The organism is Oscillibacter valericigenes (assembly GCF_021531915.1).
Lineage (GTDB): Bacteria > Bacillota > Clostridia > Oscillospirales > Oscillospiraceae > Oscillibacter > Oscillibacter valericigenes_A.
Genome location: NZ_JAFBIV010000026.1, coordinates 1 through 19,216, shown reverse-complemented (window position 1 = coordinate 19,216; position 19,216 = coordinate 1). Strand labels below are relative to the sequence as shown.

The window sequence follows — 19,216 nt, the reverse complement described above, 5'->3', positions numbered from 1 at the left end:
CGAGTCCAACTACATGCTGTTCGGCGCCATCATGGACTACTATGATGAGAAGAACCCCGACGGCGAGATCATGCGCTTCAAGGAGCTGGTTGCCAGCATCCTGGGCTGCGAGGCCAAGGACGCCATCCCCGAGATGAACGCCCTGCTGCAGCGCATCCTGCCCCTGCGTCCCCTGCGTGACTGCGGCTTCACCGAGGCCGACTTCAAGACCTTCCCCCAGTCCGTGGAGGCCAACCAGCAGCGTCTGATGACCAACGCTTACTATCCCTTCGATCTGGAGAGCGAAGAGGCCATCTACCGCAAGTGCTACTAATTTTCCCAATATGCAAACGGAGCGACGGTTTTACCGTCGCTCCGTTTTTTCCTGTTCATATTGTTTGCTGAACTGGATCAGGGCGATGCCCGCGGCAATCTTCAGCGCCGCCAGCAAAATCAGATACAGGAAGGACCGCAGAAACAGAAGCGGAGCATTCCACAGCAGGTCTGCGATCTGCCCTGTCAGCGCCAGGTACAGAAGTGTCAGTACACCCCAGACTATTGCCGCCCAGCCCAATATCCGTGCCAGGGTCCCCAGATGCTCCGTGAAAAATCGGCCGGCCTGTTCCTTACGGGCGAGTTCCGGCATCTCTGCCTCTGGCCGCAGCAGGCAGTCCGTAGTGACATCAAACAAGTCCGCCAGGACGACCACTTTCTCGGTCTCCGGCAGAGTCTCGTCCCGCTCCCAACGGCTCACCGCCTGACGGCTGACGTTCAGTTTCTCTGCCAGAGCGTCCTGGCTCATGCCCGCCTTTTTTCGAAGGTCCTGCAGTTTCTCTCCAAATGTCATAGCCTCGCTCCTTTTCTTTGGTGCCTCCATCCTACCAGAAGCAGCTCTTTCCGTCCAGCAACCGAATATGGAACTTCCGCAATCTCAGGTTGCGGGCCCCTGAAAGCACAAAAAAGCGGCCCCTCAGGCCGCCTGTAAGCAATATGAGTCAAAAATTCTTCCAATGGCCAGATTCCAGGGAACGCACCGCATCCGCCGGGGTCATCCCCCGACTGGTCACCGCCTGATGCAACATCTGATAGGCCAATCGATTGGCGCCTGCCAATGCGATGGCCCGGTCCAGGGTCTCCTTTGTGAAACCGATCGCTTTCAACTGACGGATATGTCGTGTTACGTCCATGTATCCCACCGCCTTTTCCCCGTTAGTATATCTGATTTCGAGGAAAAAGCGCAAGCAGGAATCTGTTAAATCTGAGTAAAATATCTTAGAAATTCTCGTCATTCTGCCGAAACCGGCAAGTCCACGATATTCAGCCCCCGCTGCATGGCGTACGTCACCGTGTACTGGGTACCGCCGGGTGATCCGTCAAACACAGCGATCAGCAGCGACGCATGGTCCACCATGTACCGGTCCCGCCGCTGCATACAGGCGGAGCTGTATCGGGAGGAAACCATGGTCTCGAAATCGCAGGCAGCCACCAGACGTTGATACCGCTCTTTTTGCACGGCAGGCCAGGCGTCCGCCTGGGTGGGACAAGGGATGGCGGCCTCCACCGTCACCTCCGGGTGCCGCTCCCGCAGGGCCAGCACACACTCGCAGAAATACAGGTCACACCCCATGGCCATGCCGCAGAGGAAATGGCGGTAGCCCTCCTGGTAAGCGGCCTCCACCGCGTCTGCCAGTCTCCGCTTCAAAGCCAGACAGCGGACGTCCTCCTCGTTGTATCTCCAGGGCAGCTTGGCGGGTCGGTGCCCGGTGAAGCAGCAGGATTCCTGTCTGGCCCGCATGACGGCGCCCCCTTTCCACATAACTGTCTTCTATTATAGAACATCTGTTTGAAATTGTAAAGATAAACTGCGAAAAAATAGGGGTTGCATTTCTCCGGGCACTGTCGTATACTATCCGAAGGAAACAACTGAATACTTTGTCTTCAGGGCGGGGTGTGATTCCCCACTGGCGGTATAGTCCGCGACCGGATACCAACGGTATCCGCTGACCCGGTGAAACTCCGGGACCAACAGTGAGGCTTTTGTTTTTCAAAAGAACCCCCGTTTCCAGTGAGACAGATTTTTTGCAGTTCGAGGCGGAGGATTGAGGAATCCTTTTAGGATTTCGATTGACGACAACGAAGAAATGCAGAAAATATGGCCGCTGGAAATGGTGAGATTTTGGAAATCAGAAGCCGCAGTCTGGATGTAAGAAGATGAGTACGGCAAGGCCGTGCGTTTTTGTAACGCGCTTCTTTGTTGTAGGAAGCTCTGATTCAATTCGTGTATGTGGATCGGGGCATTTTTTTGTCCGGCGAGGCAAAAATCTGAAAGAATCCCAGGGGATTTCAAAGATTTTTAACGAAGCCGGGCGAAAAAAATGCCGCCGGGACATGTGCGTGAAATGGAGCGGGGGTTCCTGAAATCACCTTGGAGAGAAGTCAAAGCATCCAGGGTGTTTTCAAAACAACAAAGGAGTGTATTTTTTATGTCCCAGTCCAATGTCTCTGCCAGCCGGAACCGCACCCACAAGCTGACCGTCACCGCTATGCTGTCCGCTGTGGCATTCATCCTGATGTTTATCGAATTCCCCATTCCGGCCCTGATCCCCTCCTTCGTGAAGATGGATATCTCCGACCTGCCGGAGCTGCTGGCTGCCTTCTCTCTGGGCCCCATCTACGGCGTGGCCGTCACCTTCCTGAAGAACCTGCTGCACATCGTGTTTAAGGGCACCTCCTCCGCCTATGTAGGCGAACTGTGCAACTTCCTGCTGGGCGCCGTGTTCTCTCTGGCTGCCGGTTTCATCTATCAGCGGAAAAAGTCCCGTAAGAGTGCCCTGGTCGGCGCCATCATCGGTGCCGCCCTGATGGCGATCGTCTCTGTTCCCCTGAACTATTTCGTGGTGTATCCCGCCTATGTGGTGTGCTACGGCATGCCCCTGGAGGCCATCATCGGCATGTATCAGGCCATCCTTCCTTCTGCCGACAGCCTGATCAAGTGCCTGACCATCTTCAATATGCCTTTTACTTTCTGCAAGGGCATGCTGGACGTGCTGCTGTGCTTCCTGATCTACAAGCCCCTGTCTCCCCTGCTGCATAAATAACGCCATACCATTTTCTTTTGAAAAGGCGGTGTGCCGTAAACGGCATGCCGCTTTTTCTCTTCCCAAAAGCGAACAGATGTGCTATCATAATCATATTGAACCGAAAGGAGGGACCGCCGTGGACCGGGTGATCCTGCACTGTGATCTGAACTGCTTTTACGCCTCTGTGGAGCTGCTGAGCCATCCGGACCTGCGGGAGGTCCCCACGGCCGTCTGCGGTGACCCCCACTCCCGCCACGGCATCATCCTGGCGAAGAATGAACCCGCCAAGAAATTTGGCGTCCAGACGGCAGAGACCATCTGGCAGGCCAAAAAGAAGTGTCCGGACCTGGTGCTGCTGCCGCCCCACCATGACCTGTACCGGGAATACTCCCGTCGGGTCAACGCTATTTACGATGAATACACCGACCTGGTGGAGCCCTTCGGCATCGACGAGAGCTGGCTGGACGTGACAAATACCCTCCACCTGTTCGGCGGAGACGCCAGGGCCCTGGCGGACAGCCTGCGGGAGCGGATGAAACGGGAGCTGGGACTGACCCTGTCCGTGGGCGTCAGCTTCAATAAGGTCTTTGCCAAGCTGGGCAGCGACTACAAAAAACCTGACGCCACCACCGTCATCTCCCGGGAAAACTGGAAAAATATCGTGTGGCCCTTGCCGGTTGGCGACCTGCTGTACGTAGGCGGCGCCGCCCGGAAGCTCTTGAGGCAGTACGGTGTGGAGACCATCGGCCAGCTGGCCGCCTGTAAGCCGGAGATGCTGGAGACCCTCATGGGGAAAATGGGGACTCAGCTTTCTGATTACGCCAACGGACTGGACACGGACCCGGTCCGCTCCCGGTACGACGCGGAGCCGGTGAAGTCCGTGGGCAACGGCACTACCTTCCCCGAAAATCTCACCACCCGGGATCAGGTCCTGGGCGGTATCGCCATGCTGGCGGACTCCGTGGCCACCCGGCTGCGGCACGCCGGCCTGTATGCCGGAGGCATCCAGGTGACGGTCCGGGACCCTCAGTTCCATGACCGCTCCCGCCAGCGGCAGTTCACTGCCCCTACCCATCTCATCCGGGATCTGACGGACGCCGCCATGGAGCTGGTGGACCAGCTGTGGAAGCCGCCGTCCCCCATCCGGGCCCTGACCGTTACCGCCATTCACCTGGTCCAGGAGGGGGATGCCTACGAGCAGGTGGACCTGTTCACCGCCTCCGCCGCCCCCAAAAAGGAGAAGCAGGAAAAGCTGGAGGGGGCCATGGATCAAATCAGAAAAAAATACGGCAGCCGCGCCATCATCTTCGGCGCCTGCCAACCGAAAAAAGAGGAGGACCCCCTGCCATGACCAGAACGGAAGAAAAGCAGCAGCTGCGCCGCACCATGCGGGCACTGGAGGCCGGCCTGTCCACCCGCTACAAAGAGGAGAGCAGCCGCGCCATCGCCGGTCACCTGCTGGCCATGCCGGAATACCAGGAGGCAGGCACGGTGTTCTGCTTTGTGGGAACAGACCGGGAGATCAATACCTATCCCATTCTAGAGGACGTTCTGGCGGCTGGAAAGCGTCTGTGCGTTCCCCTGTGCATAGGCAAGGGCATCATGGAACTGCGGCAGGTCACGGACCTTCGGCAGCTGGTGCCGGGGAGCTACGGCATTTTGGAACCTTCCGCAGATTCTCCTCTGGTATCCGTGGACGAGGTCGATTTTGCCGTTTTGCCCTGCCTGACCTGCAACCATCTGGGCCAGCGCCTGGGCCGGGGCGGCGGCTATTATGACCGGTTTCTCTCCCACTACCGGGGCGGTACGGTGCTGCTGTGCCGGGAGAAGTTGATCCGGGAGGAGATCCCTCTGGAGCCCCACGACTATCCGGTTCCCTGGGTCCTGACGGAGCGGGGCCTTTACGAGGACGGCACCCCCGCCCGCCTGTGCTGAGTGACAAATCCGGTAAATTTCAACGACTACCTTGGTGGAAATCCGTGAAAAATGGGACTTGTAAAATGTTGTCGATTTACGTACAATAGAGGCTATACACACTTTGATACGCTAAAGGAGGAAATTCCCATGCTTCAGCAGTCCATGGATTTGATCACCCGGTACGATCCGGAAGTCGGTGCATCCATTCAGGAGGAGTTCGCCCGGGAACGCCGGAACATCGAACTGATTGCTTCCGAGAACATCGTCAGTGAGGCCGTTATGCTGACCATGGGCACCTGCCTGACCAATAAATACGCCGAGGGCTACCCCGGCAAGCGGTACTATGGCGGCTGCTACGCCGTGGACGTGACGGAGGAGATCGCCCGGAAGCGGGCCTGTGAGCTGTTCGGCTGCAGCTACGCCAATGTCCAGCCCCACTCCGGTGCCAATGCCAATCTGGCCGCCTTCTTCGCCCTGCTGCAGCCCGGCGACACCGTGCTGAGCATGAGCCTGGCCCACGGCGGTCACCTGAGCCACGGCAGCCCTGTCAACATCTCCGGCAAGTATTTCCACATCGTCTCCTACGGCGTGGACGACGACACGGAGGTCATCGACTACGACAAGGTGCTGGAGCAGGCAAAGGAGTGCCAGCCCAGGCTGATTCTGGCGGGCGCCAGCGCCTATCCCCGGACTCTGGACTTCCCCCGGTTCCGGGCCATTGCCGATGAGGTGGGCGCTTACCTGATGGTGGACATGGCCCACATCGCCGGCCTGGTGGCCGCTGGGGTCCATCCCTCCCCCATTCCCTACGCCGACGTGGTGACCACCACCACCCACAAGACCCTGCGGGGTCCCCGGGGCGGCATGATCCTCTGCAACGACGAGGCCATCTACAAGAAGATCAACTCCGCCGTGTTCCCCGGCACTCAGGGCGGCCCTCTGGAGCACATCATCGCCGCCAAGGCCGTGTGCCTGGGCGAGGCCCTGAAGCCGGAATTCAAGGCCTACGGCCAGCAGGTGGTAAAGAATGCCAAGGTCCTGTCCGAAGAACTGACGAAGCAGGGCTTCCGGCTGGTGTCCGGCGGTACCGACAATCATCTGATGCTGGTGGACCTACGGCCCTTCCACATCACCGGCAAGGAGTTTGAGCACCGTCTGGACGAGGTGCAGATCACCGTCAACAAGAACGCCATCCCCAACGATCCGGAGAAGCCCTTCGTCACCAGCGGCATCCGGGTGGGCACTCCCGCCGTCACCTCCCGGGGCTTCAAGGAGCCGGAGATGGTGAAGATTGCCAATTGGATGGCCCTGGTGGCCCAGGACTTTGAGGCCAACGCCGCCCAGGTCCGCGCCGAAGTAGACGCCCTCTGCAGGCAGTTCCCAATTTACGAATAACCCATTTGACCCGGACCGATAAACGGTCCGGGTCTTTCTTCTCTTTTCCGGAGGCTGCGGCATGATAATACACAAAGGAGCTGACCCCCGAGAAGTACCAGGTAGCTCCCGGCACGCAGCTCGGCTTCATACCGGCAAGCCGGGGCATCTCCTCCATGCAGATCGACAACCCGGAGGGGACTTCACCTTCGGATTGGAAGGAGACCGTGAAAAAGCCCTGCCAGCGGACCATCAGGCGCTGCGCATCAATGTCAACAGCTTCTTTGTGCCCCGGCGGCTCAAAATCCGTACCGCAGCAATCGAGGAACGCAGTCGTATAACGCTTTAATCCCCTGATTTTGCGCATTTCCGTTTAAAACTCGCTAAGAAAATGTGATATATCAATCAAAACTCACTTGTTTTTTGTGAATTCGACTGATTCCGACACCCTCAATTACTTATAATAGTTAATAGTAAAAGAGGTGACCAACATGCTTTACCTGAAACGAAAAATCGATGCTTTTTTGGCGGCATGGAAAGAAAATCCGGATAGAAACCCGCTGATTGTCAAAGGTCCCCGCCAAGTAGGTAAAACAGAATCCATCAGGCGATTTGGAGACAGATACTACAAAAGCGTGATTTACATCAATTTTGCAGAAGAACCGAAATACAAAATGATCACAGCCAGTGGATACAAGGCAGAAGACATTATTAAAAACATCTCCCGCATGGACCCGTCCAAGCGTTTCATCGAAGGAAAGACGCTGCTATATTTCGACGAGCTACAGGAATTTCCGGATATCGCCACAGCGTTGAAGTTCTTCAGGATCGATGGCAGATTTGATGTGATCTGCAGCGGCTCTATGTTGGGCACCAACTGCCATACAATTCAAAGCGACAGCACTGACTATCAGTCGGACTATGAGATGTACTCTCTGGATTTCGAGGAATTCCTTTGGGCCAAAGGCTACGATGATACATTCATTGATAAGATGCTTACACATATGAGACGCCTCACGCCCTTCCATGAGGACGAAATGTCACTTTGCAGTGAGCTTTTCCTCGACTACTGCATCCTGGGCGGAATGCCCGCAGTCGTTCGTGAATTTATCTCAAGGGGCACCTTTGAAGGTTCACTCGAAGTCCAGCGGCAGCTGATCGCTGACTATAAAGAGGATATTCAGAAATATGCCGGAGGAATGGGTCCGACAAGAATACTCAATGTGTTCAACCACATCCCGGAACAGCTGGCAAAAGACAACAAGAAGTTTCAGATTTCCAAAATAGCTTCCGGTGCCCGCTTTCGGGATTATCGCGGGTGCATTGAGTGGCTGGATGACGCAGGTATGGTCAATATCTGCTATTGCCTGAATTTCCCCCGGCTTCCGCTTCAGGGCAACTATGATGACACCAAGTGCAAACTCTATCTTGCGGACAGTGGCCTGCTTGTGGCAATGCTGAACGAGGAGGCGCAGGAGGATCTGCGTACCAACAAAAATCTGGGGATCTGTAAAGGCGCCCTCTGCGAAAATGTGATTGGTGAGGCGCTGGTCAAAGCCGGATATCCGCTCTATTACTACAAGCGGGATGATTCCCCACTGGAGCAGGGGTTCTTCGTCAGAACAGCGGACACACTGATCCCGGTTGAAGCAAAAGCAAAAAACGGAACCGCCAAGTCCATGAAAACGCTGATCGGCAGTGATAAATATCCTGACATTCATTGCGGCATCAGATTCATCGCCGGGAACATTAGGTACAGTGACAATATCTATACCTTTCCCTACTTCTGCGCATTCCTGCTGAAAAGATATTTGACTGGGACAAGCATGTAAGCCGGAATGTTTGATTGCCTAGAAATCTGATATGGCGTCTTCAACCACATCAAATAAATGCAGCGGATCTAATTTGAGATGATTGCACATGGCAGCAAGCCGCTCTGCTTTTTGCCTGTCAAGGAACACGTTAGGAATATATTCCAGCGTTTTTCTATTACTTTTATCATTTTCGCAAACACCTATGCCATAAGCGGTAAATGATCCCACTTCCTCCGTGTAGAACGACTCCTTAACGGTGTAATACTCTATCATGGCAATCCTCCTTCGAACAGTTTGTGTGCTTGTATCTTTGCAAATCATTATATCAGGCCAACGGAGCACGGAGTGCATTTATTGAAAATGACGCGTTTTTTGATGAATTTATGATCGTGGTTTTGCAACGTCGTTGTCCGCTTTTCAAGAAAGGGGAGAATATTTATGAGAATTGCAGTATGTGATGACAGCAGCCTGGACAGAGATCTGTTCGTTGCCTTACTTCACCACTATTTTGTCAACAAGCCGATCTCCAAGGAGATCATCCAGTATGAAAACGGCGTTGATCTGCTTCATGATGTCGAAGACGATATGTGGTTCGACATTGTTTTCCTCGACATCTATATGAATGACCTGTTGGGAATTGATGTGGCACATAAACTGCGGTCATTGGGCTATCGCGGGCATATTATCTTTCTTACTGCGACAGCCGATTTCGCCGTAGACAGCTACGAGGTGGAGGCATTGGGGTATCTGCTCAAACCGCAAAGCTTCGAAAAGCTTTCTCAGGTAATGGACAGGGCAATTCGGACGATGACAACGAATACTTATCTGGTCAAAAATCATTCAAAAATTATCAGAGTTCCATATCATGAAATCTTGTATGCAGAAAGCATGAACTCCAAATGTATCATGCACTGCTGCAATGACCAGAGCTATGTCATATACAAAAGGCTGACCACGATTGAACACGAACTGAATGATAAGCGTTTTTTGCGGTGCCATCAGAGCTATCTGGTGAATATGGACCATATTCACCAGGTGGATAGTCAATTTACACTGGTCACGGGAGACACGGTGGCAATTCGTCAAAGAGATTTGAAATCGATCCGACAGGCAGTTTTACATTATTTGGACAAGATGCAGCCGCGCAGCACACCAGCCCCGAAAGGGCTATGATCACAAGGCTTTCCGCAAGCCGCATGAAACAGGCTCAAGCGGCTTGCGGTGTTCCCGGGCTGTGCATTCCATACCGGGCAAACCATGCGTATCTCTGGGTACGGGATTCCCTGGGTGCCGGACTGCAGTTATGGAAATAGCGGATGCATGGGAGTCTCCCGAGGCTGTGAGAATGCACTGACGGAACTGCCGGAGCAGCACAACGTTCCTGCCGCTCTTGATGCCCGCCGATGCAGCGGGTGTGCCATGGATGTATCTTTCACACGACCGCTTCGGGTGGAACAGTTGAAATGCGGTCACATGCAACATGCGGTCAACACAATTCGGCTCCAGAATACCGGATTCTTTTCATGGAATGCAACGCCTTATTCTTTTTGACGGCTTTTCATTCCGCCCCGGTTGACGGTTTCCGGTTTCTGTGCTATATGTGCTATATACGCAACGTGGGAGGATACCGCACGGAATACTGCAAGCTCCAGATCGGTTGTCTGCTGGTCATTGCCTATATTGCCTTTCTCTATGTCCGGGAACGGCGGCGGTACGAAAAAAAGCTCCGTCCTACGCCCTTTGACGGTCTGCTGGCCCTGGGTATCCTGAGCCTGACGCTGGACGGCGCGACGGCCTGGACCGTCAACCATCTGGACATCGTTCCGGCTATGCTGAACCGGGTGCTGCACCTGCTGTTCCTGATCAGTCTGGATTCCATCGTTTTCCTCCTGTTCCTATACTTCCTGGTGTCCACTGAGGGACTTCCCAAGCGGAAGCGTGACCGGTTCTTCCTGTTTGCTCCCTACGCCATCAGCATTGCCATGGTACTGCTGAATATTGGTTCCCTGGAATACCGGACAGGGCGGCTGTCCAACTACTCCATGGGTGTGTCCGTCTATGCCTGCTTCATTATGGTGGGTATTTCTATCATTCTCACCTTCGTGGTCTTTTTTCGCCGCTGGCGCTATATCGAGAGCCACAAGCGGGCCAGTATTTTCACCTATCTGCTGGTGATGCTGCTGGCTGGCGGATATCAGATGCTGGTGCCGGAGGCTTTGGTAACCAGTCTGGGCATGACCATTTTTCTCCTGGGCATTTATCTGAATCAGGAGAACCCCGCCCTGCGGCAGCTCTCCCATTACCACCGGGAGATGGTGATGGGCTTTGCCGTCCTGATCGAGGGCAAGGACGGCAGCACCGGCGGACACGTCCGCCGCACCACTGCCTATGTGGAGGTGCTGACAAAGGCGCTGCGGGACCGGGGCTGTTTCCGGGACGTTCTGACAAAGGACTATATCCAAAACCTGCTGATGGCCGCCCCCATGCATGACATCGGCAAGATCTCCGTGCCGGACAGCGTGCTGCAAAAGCCGGGACGGCTGACGCCGGAGGAATTTGAGATCATCAAGCGACACACCGTCAGCGGCGGTGAGATCATTCAGAACACCTTCGGCCACGTGGGAAATGCCCAATACCTGGACATGGCCTACAATGTAGCCCTGCACCACCACGAAAAGTGGAACGGCAAGGGCTATCCCGCCGGACTGAAGGGCGAGGACATTCCCCTCTGCGCCCGCATCATGGCCATTGCGGACGTGTTTGACGCCGTGTCTGAAACCCGCTGCTACCGGGCCGCCATGCCCATGGAGCAGTGCTTTGACATCATCCGCCAGGGCGCCGGGCAGGATTTCGACCCCCTGCTGGCGGAAGTCTTTCTGGACATCCGCCCCCAGGTGGAGGCCATCCACAGCCAAGTGCAGTGACCCTTCGTTCGAAAAAAGGAGCAGACCTTATGGAACAGGAACACAAGCGCCGCGTGCGCTATAAAGGCACCCATCCCCGGAATTTCCGGGAAAAATACAAAGAGCTGGACCCTGAGAAGTACCAGGCCGACGTGGAAAAGATCATCCAAAGCGGCAAAACACCTGCCGGCACCCATATTCCCATCATGGTGGACGAGATCCTGGAGGTGCTGGACATCCGCCCCGGACAGGTCGGTTATGACGCCACCTTGGGCTATGGCGGCCATACCCGGAAGATGCTGGAAAAGCTGGAAGGTCAGGGCCATCTCTATGCCACCGATGTGGACCCCATTGAGTCGGAAAAGACCGGGAAGCGGCTGGAGGCCGCCGGGTACGGCCCCGATATCCTCACCATCCGGCGGATGAACTTCGCCGATCTGGACCAGGTGGCCCCCGGTGTGCAATTCGACTTCGTACTGGCGGACCTGGGGGTCTCCTCCATGCAGATCGACAACCCGGAGCGGGGCTTTACCTTCAAATACGACGGACCCCTGGACCTGCGGCTGGACCCCACCTCCGGTGTCTCCGCGGCGGAGCGCCTGCGGGAGCTGGACCAGGAGGAGCTGACGGCCATGCTGGTGGAAAACTCCGACGAGCCCTACGCCGACCGCATCGCCAGGGCGATCATGCGGGTGTACCAGCGGGGCGGCAGCGTGGATACCACAAAGCAGCTGGCTGCCATCATTGAGAACGCCCTGTCCTTCCTGCCCCCGGCGGAGCGGAAGGAGACCGTGAAAAAGTCCTGTCAGCGGACCTTCCAGGCGCTGCGCATCGACGTGAACAGCGAGTTCGAGGTGCTGTACGCCTTTCTGGAAAAGCTCCCCGGCGTCCTGAAGCCCGGCGGGCGGGCCGCCATTCTCACCTTCCATTCCGGCGAGGACCGGCTGGTGAAGAAGGCCTTCAAGCAGCAGCTGAAAGAGGGCGTGTACAGCGCCATTTCCGAGGAAGTCACCCGTCCCTCTGCGGAGGAGTGCTTCAGGAATCCCCGGGCAAGGTCCACCAAGCTGCGGTGGGCCATCCGGGCGTAAAGGAGGCAATGCCATGCTGCGGGACGAAACCATCCAACGCGTTTTGAAATTCCGGGACGACCGGGACTGGCGGCAGTTCCACACCCCCAAGGACCTGGCCATCTCCCTGAGTCTGGAGGCAGCGGAGCTGCTGGAGTTGTTTCAGTGGAGCGGCGCGGATCTGGAGTGTCCGGGCAACCGGGACAAGCTTCGGGAGGAGCTGGCGGACGTGCTGAGCTACTGCATCCTCATGGCCGATGTCTGCGGTCTGGATCTAGACGAGATCATGAACGAAAAGGTCACCAAAAACGAGGCCAAATACCCGGTGGAAAAAGCCCGGGGCAATGCTGCCAAATATACGGAGCTGTGAAAAACGGACTCTGCTTTCCTGGAAAGCAGAGTCCGTTCTTTGATACTTATGATTATTCTGCTTTGGGCAGCTTTCCGGCTATCAGCCGCAGCTTCAGCAGCTCGACGGGCGTAATTCCCAACAGGAGCCAGATGCCCTTCAGAGTCAGGGGCCCTGCGGCGCAGTAAAGGGCCAGGGCTGCCAGAAGCACTTCCAGAGCCAGCAGTGCCAGGGATCGCCACAGCTCCCGCAATCCCAGCAGAAACGCGGCGGGAACCGCCTGCAGCCAGGGCATATGGGCCGCCGCCATCAGCGGATACAGCCACAGCGCCGTGATGGCGATCACTGCCGTGGCCAGCAACAGGGGCAGCAGCAGAAGGAAGTTGTCTGTCCACCCCCGCTCCAGCACGATCCGCCACGCGGCCGTCAGACCGCCCACTGCCAGCAATGTCACGAGCCAAGGGATGATGGAGGCCTTCAGATTTTGGCGGAGGATTCGGAAAAACCGTCCGCAGGCTGCCACATAGTTCCACTCTCCCCACTCCAGCAGCACCGTGTACAGCGCAAGCCATGCGGCGCCGCCGGTGATGACAGGCATCATTCCAAGAAGCAGGCATAGATTCAATATGACCAACAGCATGACCCGGCCCACGCCGGTCATCAGGGGAGCCTCATCTCCTAACACTCCCAGGATGCTCTGCCAAAGCGACCCTTTTCGCCGCATATTCCCACTCCTTTTGTATCCGGTTTCGCAAAAATGTTCCTGTCCAGTATAGGTGATAACGTCAAAATTGTCAATTTTTCAGCCCGTCCCGAGTGTAATCGCTTACATTTTGAAGCATTTTGCACAAACAATTCACAAGTATGCTCTCTGTTTTATACGAATTTGCTTTTATCTACTTGCTTTCTCTTGTGAATGATGATAAGTTCAACGTAAAGAGAGCCGTACTTCCCCAATTTTTGGTTTTATAGTATCCCCATAATGTAAGGGCTTTCATTTTGTGAAGAGGAGGCGTCATATGCCTGCAAATCCAACCATTTATGATGTCTCCCGTCTGTCCGGCGTCTCCACCGCCACTGTCTCCCGGGCCTTTTCCGAGCCGGACAAGGTTCGGGAATCCACCCGCCGGAAGGTCTACGAAGCGGCGCAAGTCCTCAATTACTACCCCAACGCCATTGCCCGGGCCATGGCCCGCCAGCGGACGGATAAGATCGCCTACCTCATCTGCAAGAAGGGCGCCACCATTCTGGACGAGTTTTACGCCGGGATCTGCGACGGCATCATGCAGACAGCCAACCGTTCAGATTACCAGCTGCTGGTCTCCACCGCGGAGGACTGGCGCAGTTCCGGCGCCACGGCTCAGAGCAAGCAGATCGAAGGGGTCATCCTGGGCGGCAACGCCCCCGCAGACCTGATCTCCGAGCTGCAGAGCCAGAATGTGGCAGTGGTAATGGTCAACAACCAGCTCCCCGGTCTGGACCTGCCCTGCGTGGTCTCCGACGAGCAGGGCTCCGTGGAGAAAATTCTGGACCATCTGACTGGCCGGGGACACCGCCATATCGGCATGGTGGTGGGCCGCTTCAATCCCTACATCGTAGGCGCCCGCTACACCTCCTTCCTGAACGGCATGCGGGACCGCGGACTGCCTGTCCGGAAATCGGATGTGGAGATGTGCGACGCCAATATTGAAAGCGCCACCCAGGCGGCCCTGCGACTCCTGGAACAGGAAGACCGTCCTACCGCCATCCTGGGCGCCAACGACATGATCGCCGCCGGCATCATCAAGGCCGCCCGGCGGCTGGGCCTCCGCCTGCCGGAGGAACTGGCCGTGGTGGGCTTCGACGACGCCTCCGTCTGCACCATGATCGAGCCGGAGCTGACCTCCATTCATATCAACTGCCGGAAAATGGGCGAGCTGTGCGTGGAGCACCTGAAGACCCTGTTGGACGGCGGGGAGGACATTCCCCGGATCACCGTGGTCCCCACAGAGCTGGTCGTCCGCCGCTCCAGCTGAGTGTTTACAAACCTTTGACCTGATTTTCACAGAATCCTGCTCGCTTCCCCGCCGGTCCTTCCGGTATACTGAGCAGGTCGGAATTCCGAGATACAGGAGGAACATCCATGAAAGCAAAAAAGACCGCGCTGTCCGTCTGCAAGGTGCTGATCTGCCTGCTGTTGCTGCTGGCGGCCCTGTTCCCCATCTACTGGCTGGTGGCCATGGCTATCCGCCCCACCAGCGAGATGACCGGGCACATCTCCATCATTCCCGCCTCCCTGACGGCGGAGCACTTCGTAAAGCTGTTTACGGAAAAGGGCTTTGACACTGCCGTGCTCAACAGTCTGCAGACCACAGTGGTCTCCACCATCCTGTCCCTGGTGATTGGTCTGTGCGCGGCCTACATCATCGCCCGCAGCCGCTTCACCCTCCGCATCAAAAAGCCCCTGACCTACTGGGTGCTGCTGGTCCGCGTGCTGCCGCCGGTGGCCTTCACCATTCCCCTGTACACCATGTTCTCCAAGCTGGGCATCCTGAACACCAAGATCCCCCCCACCCTGGCCTGCATCCTCATCAATATCCCCCTGATCATCTGGTTCATGATCAGCTTTTTCCAGGACCTTCCGGTGGATATTGAGGAATCCGCCCAGATCGACGGCGCCACCGAATGGCAGCTGTTCCGGAAGATCGTGCTGCCCCTGGTGCTCCCCGGCATCGCCGCCGTGGCCATGCTGAGCTTCATGTACGCTTGGAACGAGTATACATACAGCATTATCTTTGTCCAGTCCCCCAGCAACTACACCGTGCCCCTGGCCCTGGCGGTCCTGAACACAGAGGATAACCTGACCAACTTCGGCCTGGTGGCCGCAGGCGGCGTGGTCTCCGTCATCCCCATCACCCTGTTTGTGATCTTTGCGCAGAACTACTTGATCTCCGGTCTGTCAAGCGGCGCTGTCAAAGAGTAACAAAATATTCCCCCGCATTTCGAAGAAACCAACACAAATCAGATTAGGAGGAAAAGACATGAAGAAGTTGTTTGCACTGCTCCTGGCGATGGTCATGGTCCTGTCTCTGACCGCCTGCGGTGGCGGCAAGAAGGAAGAAAAGCCCGCCGACACCAGCACCCCCACCACCGAACAGCCCGCAGCCCCCACTAAGCTGACCCTGATCCTGCGCGGCGGCACCTACGGCGAAGTCATCAAGGCCGCCCTGCCCGCCTTCGAGGCCGAAAACAACGTGACCTGCGAGGTTCTGGACCTGAGCTTCGATGACCTGCACAGCAAGATCGCTCTGGACGCCGTCAACAAGGAAGGTGCCTATGACCTGTGCATGGTGGACGGCTCCTGGATGGCTGAGTTCACCGCCAACAATGTGCTGGCCAACCTCAGCGAGATGGGCTACAGCTTCGATGACGACATCATCGAGGCTACCACCGCCATCTGCACCGTGGGTGACGACATCTATCTGGCCCCCTACTTCGGCAACGTGACCGTCATGCTGTACAACAAGCAGCTGATCGCCGACGCCGGCTATGAGCCCGCCGACATCGACACCTTCGCCGACCTGATGGAGATCGCCAAGAAGACCAACGCCGCCGGCAAGAAGGGCTTCCTGATCCGCGGCGGCTCCGGCGACAACATCGTCTCCGACTTCATCCCCCACCTGCTGGTCCACGGCGGCTGGGTCGTTGACGAGAACAACCAGCCCACCGTGAATACCCCCGAGTTCAAGGCCGCTTTCCAGAACTACATCGACCTGTACAAGCTGGGCGCCACCATGGACAAGGATGACATCGTGGCCGCTATCGACAACGGCGACGCCGCTCTGGCTCAGGGCTGGCCCGGCTGGTATGTCCCCTCCGCTGACTCCAACGCCAACTACACCGTGATCCCCACCAAGCTGGACGACAGTGACGCCGCCAAGAACACCTCCATGTACGGTGTGTGGACCATCGGCATCTGCAACAACAGCCAGAACAAGGAACTGACTCTGAAGCTGCTGGAATACCTGATGGATCCCGAGACCCAGCTGGCCTCCATCGACCTGGGCGGCGTTCCCTGCCGTACCAGCTGCCTGCTGAACAAGGATGTCCTGGCCAAGTATCCTCACCTGGAGACCGTCCACGGCGCTCTGCAGGCCGGTGTGTACCGCCCCGTTATCGAGGAGTGGGCTGAGTTCACCAACATTCTGGGCACTGAGATGGACGCTGTCATCCAGGGCACCAAGACCATGGACGACGGTCTGGCTGCCGCTCAGACCGCGCTGGAGAAGCTGATGAAGTGATCCCCCGGGCATTCTCCATTTCCTGAACTGCATCAAGCTCCCGGAGCTTCCGGAGCCGCGCAAAAGCGCGGCTCCGGGGCCCCGGCGGCTCCCATATCACTCCGCGAGAAAACCGAGATACTGATCTCAGACTGCGAGGGCACCTTATGAAGTCAACGGCCTTACGATCCAACCGGGCACCCCACCTTGGCGAGCGCACCTTCCCCAGACTGATGCTGGCGCCGACTCTGGTGGTCATGGCCGTGCTGACGGCCTATCCCCTGATCTTCACCTTCTTTTACAGCTTTACCAACTACAACTACCTCAAACACGCCAACAAAGCCTCTGATTTTATCCTGTTTGAAAACTATATCGACCTTCTTCAAGACGGCTATTTCCGTCAGGCAGTCCTGAACACCATCAAATTCACCCTCCTGGCCGTGGTGCTGGAGGTCCTTCTGGGACTGCTGGTGGCGGTTTTCATCAATAGTCTGAAGCGCGGCCAGAAAGTCATGCGCACCCTGATCCTGCTGCCCTACCTGCTGCCCGCCGTCACGGTGGCGCTGAGCTGGCGCATGATGCTCTCCCCCAACTACGGCATCATCAACCAGTTCCTGGAGGGCCTGGGCCTGCCGGTGTATAACTGGTTCATGGATACCAAGACCGCCTTCGGCACCGTTCTGCTGATCGACGTCTGGCAGAACATTCCCTTCGTCTTCCTACTGCTGTACGCCTCCCTTCAGTCGGTCTCCCATGACCAGTATGAGGCCGCCCGCATCGACGGTGCCGGCGTGGTCCAGCAGTTCTTCTATGTGACCCTGCCCAACATCAAAAACGGCCTGGCTCTGTGCACCCTGCTGCGGATCATCGACACCTTCCGCCTCTTCGAGAAGGTCAATATCCTCACCGGCGGCGGCCCGGCAGGCACCACTTCTACCATCACTCAATACCTCTATACCTACGGCATCAAGAACCTGAATTTCGGCTTCGGCAGCGCCGGCGCCATCGTCATGACCCTGCTGGTCCTGATCCTGTCCAGCTTCTACATCAAACGTGCCATTCAATAACTGCCTATGGAACATATGAAACTGACCTTTGTGAACGTCGGATACGGCGAGGCCATCCTGCTGGAATGTCCCGATCCCCGTTTTGCAGACGGAGTGTTCGTTATGGTCATTGACGGAGGCAGCGCCGAGGCCGAAGAGTTTTCCGACCGCACCACCGGCCGACTCCCCCTGACGGAGTATCTGCATGCCCACGGCCCCGGACATATCGACCTGATGGTCAGCACCCATATCCACGAGGACCACATCTGCGGCCTGCTGTCCGCGGCCAGGGACTTTGTCCCTGCCGCTCTGTGGCAGACACTGCCGGAGGAGACAGCCGCCCACATGTACCCGCTGGATGTGTCCCTGGCCCGGAACGCTTCCCAGGACAAGTTTCTGCGGGCCCTGAACGACTATCAGTCCCTTTGCGCTCTATTGGGGCAGCACGGGAATCCCATCCAAACGCTCCGCGCCGGCGATGCCTTCGAGCTCTGCCGGGGCCTGACCTGCCGTGTACTGGCTCCCTCCCCCAGCAAAACCAGCGAGCTGGGCGCCTGCTGCCGGGACCTTTTTGACGAGAGGGACCCGGAGAACTTCCTGAAAAAGCTGTCCGCATTGGATGGCCGCATGAACAATTACAGTCTCATGCTGCTGCTGGACTACCAGGGTACCCGCATTCTGCTGCCCGGCGATACCAACCATCTGGGCTATGAGGATGTGGACCCCGCTTCTTTGCGCGCAGACCTGTTCAAGGTGGGCCATCACGGTCAGAAGGACGGTGCCAATGAAGAGTTGCTGGCCGCCATCCGACCCAGAGCCGTAGTTTGCTGCGCCTCCAGTGACCGCCGGTACAACAGTGCTCACCCCGACATACTGCGCATGATCACGGAGAGCGGCGCCGCCCTGTATTTTTCCGACTGTCCCCAGCTGCCCGGCCTGGACCTGCCTCCCCACTGCGCCTTGACCTTTACCGTGGGCGCCGCGGGCGTCCTGTCCGCCCAATACATCGTATAGGAGGAACCATCATGGCAAGCGTGACCCTGAAACATATTAAGAAAATTTATCCCCACAGTGAGCCCAAGAAAAAGAAGAAGGGTGAGCCCGAGAAGAAGACCAACCTGCAGGTGACGGCCGAGGGCGTCCTGGCGGTGCAGGATTTCAACCTGGAGATCGCGGACAAGGAGTTTATCGTCCTGGTCGGTCCCTCCGGCTGCGGCAAGTCCACCACATTGCGGATGGTGGCCGGCCTGGAGGAGATTAGCGGCGGCGAGCTGCTGATCGACGGCAAGGTGGTCAACGACGTGGCCCCCAAGGACCGGGACATTGCCATGGTGTTCCAGAGTTACGCTCTGTATCCCCACATGACGGTCTACGAGAACATGGCCTTCCCCCTGAAGCTGCGGAAGTTCCCCAAGGAGGAGATCGACA

General features: G+C 57.0%; 20 protein-coding genes, 1 pseudogene and 1 riboswitch. Of the genes and pseudogenes, 16 read left to right on the top strand and 5 right to left on the bottom strand.

The features are described 5' to 3' along the window. Window positions 1-313: pseudogene (locus JQM66_RS11800) on the top strand (4-hydroxybutyrate dehydrogenase); the annotation flags it as partial. 30 nt (window positions 314-343) lie between these two features. On the opposite strand, the gene JQM66_RS11795 reads toward JQM66_RS11800, so the two are convergent. The 3 genes from JQM66_RS11795 to JQM66_RS11785 form a co-directional block, all read right to left on the bottom strand. Continuing rightward, the gene (locus JQM66_RS11795) at window positions 344-826 is read right to left on the bottom strand and encodes a helix-turn-helix domain-containing protein (protein ID WP_235230068.1); all 483 of its coding nucleotides are present in this window, start codon (window positions 824-826) and stop codon (window positions 344-346) included. 148 nt (window positions 827-974) lie between these two features. After that, the gene (locus JQM66_RS11790; protein ID WP_235230067.1) at window positions 975-1,166 is read right to left on the bottom strand and encodes a hypothetical protein; all 192 of its coding nucleotides are present in this window, start codon (window positions 1,164-1,166) and stop codon (window positions 975-977) included. 98 nt (window positions 1,167-1,264) lie between these two features. Further along, complete coding sequence (locus tag JQM66_RS11785; RefSeq protein ID WP_235230066.1) at window positions 1,265-1,774, bottom strand: SLOG family protein; 510 nt, start codon at window positions 1,772-1,774, stop codon at window positions 1,265-1,267. A gap of 135 nt (window positions 1,775-1,909) precedes the next feature. Next, a riboswitch (FMN riboswitch) is annotated at window positions 1,910-2,036 on the top strand. A 426-nt stretch (window positions 2,037-2,462) separates the two neighbouring features. Between JQM66_RS11785 and JQM66_RS11780 the strand changes: the two genes are divergently transcribed. From JQM66_RS11780 to JQM66_RS11760, 5 genes are all read left to right on the top strand, one after another. After that, window positions 2,463-3,077 carry an ECF transporter S component gene (locus JQM66_RS11780; protein WP_235230065.1) on the top strand — a complete coding sequence of 205 codons (615 nt, stop codon included), beginning with the start codon at window positions 2,463-2,465 and terminating at the stop codon, window positions 3,075-3,077. 118 nt (window positions 3,078-3,195) lie between these two features. After that, window positions 3,196-4,410 carry a DNA polymerase IV gene (gene dinB, locus JQM66_RS11775; RefSeq protein WP_235230064.1) on the top strand — a complete coding sequence of 405 codons (1,215 nt, stop codon included), beginning with the start codon at window positions 3,196-3,198 and terminating at the stop codon, window positions 4,408-4,410. Next, entirely contained in the window at window positions 4,407-4,994 is a 588-nt protein-coding gene (locus JQM66_RS11770; RefSeq protein WP_235230063.1) for a 5-formyltetrahydrofolate cyclo-ligase, read from the top strand. Before dinB ends, JQM66_RS11770 begins: the two co-directional genes overlap by 4 nt. A 129-nt stretch (window positions 4,995-5,123) precedes the next feature. Next, window positions 5,124-6,371, top strand: a complete 1,248-nt coding sequence (glyA, locus tag JQM66_RS11765; RefSeq protein ID WP_328284140.1) for a serine hydroxymethyltransferase — start codon at window positions 5,124-5,126, stop codon at window positions 6,369-6,371. Window positions 6,372-6,841: 470 nt separating this feature from the next. Next, window positions 6,842-8,182, top strand: coding sequence for an ATP-binding protein (locus tag JQM66_RS11760; protein ID WP_235230062.1), 1,341 nt, complete (start codon window positions 6,842-6,844; stop codon window positions 8,180-8,182). An 18-nt stretch (window positions 8,183-8,200) separates the two neighbouring features. Here the strand turns inward: JQM66_RS11760 and JQM66_RS11755 are convergent, their stop codons facing one another. Next, window positions 8,201-8,485, bottom strand: a complete 285-nt coding sequence (locus JQM66_RS11755; RefSeq protein ID WP_268824412.1) for a DUF6514 family protein — start codon at window positions 8,483-8,485, stop codon at window positions 8,201-8,203. Between the two features lie 117 nt (window positions 8,486-8,602). Here JQM66_RS11755 and JQM66_RS11750 point away from each other — a divergent pair, with 117 nt between their 5' ends. The 4 genes from JQM66_RS11750 (at window position 8,603) to JQM66_RS11735 (ending at window position 12,504) form a co-directional block, all read left to right on the top strand. Further along, window positions 8,603-9,337: a LytR/AlgR family response regulator transcription factor gene (locus JQM66_RS11750; protein WP_235230060.1), complete on the top strand. Its 735-nt coding sequence runs from the start codon at window positions 8,603-8,605 to the stop codon at window positions 9,335-9,337. A 425-nt stretch (window positions 9,338-9,762) separates the two neighbouring features. Continuing rightward, window positions 9,763-11,088, top strand: a complete 1,326-nt coding sequence (locus JQM66_RS11745; RefSeq protein ID WP_235230059.1) for an HD-GYP domain-containing protein — start codon at window positions 9,763-9,765, stop codon at window positions 11,086-11,088. Between the two features lie 29 nt (window positions 11,089-11,117). Continuing rightward, window positions 11,118-12,155, top strand: coding sequence for a 16S rRNA (cytosine(1402)-N(4))-methyltransferase RsmH (rsmH, locus tag JQM66_RS11740; RefSeq protein ID WP_235230058.1), 1,038 nt, complete (start codon window positions 11,118-11,120; stop codon window positions 12,153-12,155). A 13-nt stretch (window positions 12,156-12,168) separates the two neighbouring features. Beyond that, complete coding sequence (locus tag JQM66_RS11735; protein ID WP_407946022.1) at window positions 12,169-12,504, top strand: nucleotide pyrophosphohydrolase; 336 nt, start codon at window positions 12,169-12,171, stop codon at window positions 12,502-12,504. Window positions 12,505-12,556: 52 nt separating this feature from the next. Here the strand turns inward: JQM66_RS11735 and JQM66_RS11730 are convergent, their stop codons facing one another. After that, entirely contained in the window at window positions 12,557-13,207 is a 651-nt protein-coding gene (locus JQM66_RS11730; protein ID WP_235230057.1) for a DUF624 domain-containing protein, read from the bottom strand. A 295-nt stretch (window positions 13,208-13,502) separates the two neighbouring features. On the opposite strand from JQM66_RS11730, the gene JQM66_RS11725 reads away from it, so the two are divergent. The 6 genes from JQM66_RS11725 to JQM66_RS11700 all read left to right on the top strand — a co-directional run. Further along, complete coding sequence (locus tag JQM66_RS11725) at window positions 13,503-14,498, top strand: LacI family DNA-binding transcriptional regulator (RefSeq protein ID WP_235230056.1); 996 nt, start codon at window positions 13,503-13,505, stop codon at window positions 14,496-14,498. A 107-nt stretch (window positions 14,499-14,605) separates the two neighbouring features. After that, a complete protein-coding gene (locus JQM66_RS11720) occupies window positions 14,606-15,445 on the top strand; it encodes a carbohydrate ABC transporter permease (protein WP_235230055.1) in 840 nt (279 codons plus the stop codon). A 58-nt stretch (window positions 15,446-15,503) separates the two neighbouring features. Continuing rightward, entirely contained in the window at window positions 15,504-16,763 is a 1,260-nt protein-coding gene (locus JQM66_RS11715) for an extracellular solute-binding protein (protein WP_235230054.1), read from the top strand. A 146-nt stretch (window positions 16,764-16,909) separates the two neighbouring features. Further along, on the top strand, window positions 16,910-17,809 hold the full coding sequence (locus JQM66_RS11710; protein ID WP_235230053.1) for a carbohydrate ABC transporter permease: 900 nt from the start codon (window positions 16,910-16,912) through the stop codon (window positions 17,807-17,809). Window positions 17,810-17,824: 15 nt separating this feature from the next. After that, window positions 17,825-18,802 (top strand): ComEC/Rec2 family competence protein, encoded by a 978-nt coding sequence (locus JQM66_RS11705; protein WP_235230052.1) that lies wholly within the window; start codon window positions 17,825-17,827, stop codon window positions 18,800-18,802. Between the two features lie 11 nt (window positions 18,803-18,813). Beyond that, on the top strand, window positions 18,814-19,216 hold a 403-nt coding region (locus tag JQM66_RS11700), incomplete at its 3' end, for an ABC transporter ATP-binding protein (RefSeq protein WP_235230051.1).